Annotated in this window: 1 protein-coding gene; it reads right to left on the bottom strand. The window is 66.7% G+C overall.

The window, feature by feature from the left end:
• Positions 1–1,050: replication initiator (locus KGA66_RS31910; protein WP_369015989.1), on the bottom strand; the 1,050-nt coding region annotated here is incomplete at its 3' end.
• Between the last annotated feature and the right edge of the window lie 507 nt (positions 1,051–1,557).

Raw genomic sequence — 1,557 nt, 5'->3', positions numbered from 1 at the left:
CCCGCCCGCATCCTCCGTGCTCTTGGTCGTGTACTTCGCCAGATACCGCGACACCTTCCGATCCGTCACCGCCCCGGCCGCCTCGATCGGCTGAACATCGAGCTGGCTGCCGAACCGCAGCACCCGATCCCCGACCGCAGCCGAGGACGGAGCCGCCACCGACACCACGGCCGCCGCCGAGCGCACCGCCTCCGCCAACAATTCCGCCGTCGCCCACATTGGAGGAGCAGAGCCCGCACCCTCCGCACCGTCCAGGCGCAAGACCACGTGGAAATGCACCACCCCGCGCGCCTGAAACTCCGCGACCTTCACATACTCCACCCGCACCAGCCGCCGCACCTCGGGCCGGGGCACACCCCCCAGCGCGGCAATACGGTGATACAGCGTGTCCGTCAACGCCTTCCACAGCTTGGACGCCAAAGCGTTGAACAGCACGTGACCGGGGTAGTCATAGCACGCCGGGCACAACGGAGTCCCCACGACCTTGTCCCCGGGATCATGCCGCGCCGGACACGACAACGCCCGACCATGCGGACAACGAGGACGGCCCCGACGCGCCCGGCACCGATCCCCGGCATCACCCTTCTTACACGCCCGGTGCACCGGCCCGAACGACGGAGCCGTGAACGTCGCGAACACCCGGGGATTGGCCGCCACCGACTCCGGCACACCCTTGCCACCCGCCATCCCCGACCACGCCAGATGAAACGCATCACCCTGATACAGCTTCGAGCACGGGCCGCAGCGCGAGGCACGCCGGTTCATACACCGCACCGGCACCGCCCCGAACGGAGCATCCTTACTCGCGAACTCCCCGACCACCTCACCCGTGGCCAGCGCGATCGTCAAAGACCGGCCCCGCAACCAAATCGGCTGCTCACACGCCCCGATATCCCGAATCTGCCGCTGCGCACGCTCCAACGCCACACAGCCACCCGGAAACCCCGACGCCCAACGCACCTGCACCGGAACATCCGCCTGCGGATCCCACGACGACCCGGACGAATAAGACTCAATACCTTGAGAAGGAAGAACAGAAGTCGCAGACATAGCCGAACCACCACCTGTCACGGAAAGGAAGAACCCGAAGGAACCTCAGAGGGGCATGACGTGTCGCACAAAAGTGCGAGAACCCGCCATGCACCTCCCATCCGTGGACCAGGGGCGGCAAATCCGCCGACTCCTCCCAGGCTAACCCCGACCCCCGACACACGCCCACCCATTTCAGGCAATTCTCAGCCCCACACCCCGATCCACCCTGAAGCCGGAACGTACGGACACTGAGCTACAACCAGCCCCATCGAACGACCGTGCGCCACCCAGCCAGCACCACACCCCGCACAGCACCCAGCCGTCCGAATATCGCGAGCGCGAAGTGATGGCTGTCGAAAACCCCCTCTACGGGGTCAAGGGCGGTTGCCCCGCCACCGCCTCCACTCCAGCGGCCCGGCGCTTCGCGCCGGGCCGCCACCGCTCCGGCGGCACCGTGGCAACCGCCAACACACCTACCCAGCATCGGACACCGGCAGCAGCAAGCAAACCAATACATCTGTCTCT

The organism is Actinocrinis puniceicyclus (genome assembly GCF_018283645.1).
GTDB lineage: Bacteria > Actinomycetota > Actinomycetes > Streptomycetales > Catenulisporaceae > Actinocrinis > Actinocrinis puniceicyclus.
This window is presented reverse-complemented; position numbering and strand designations above follow the sequence as displayed.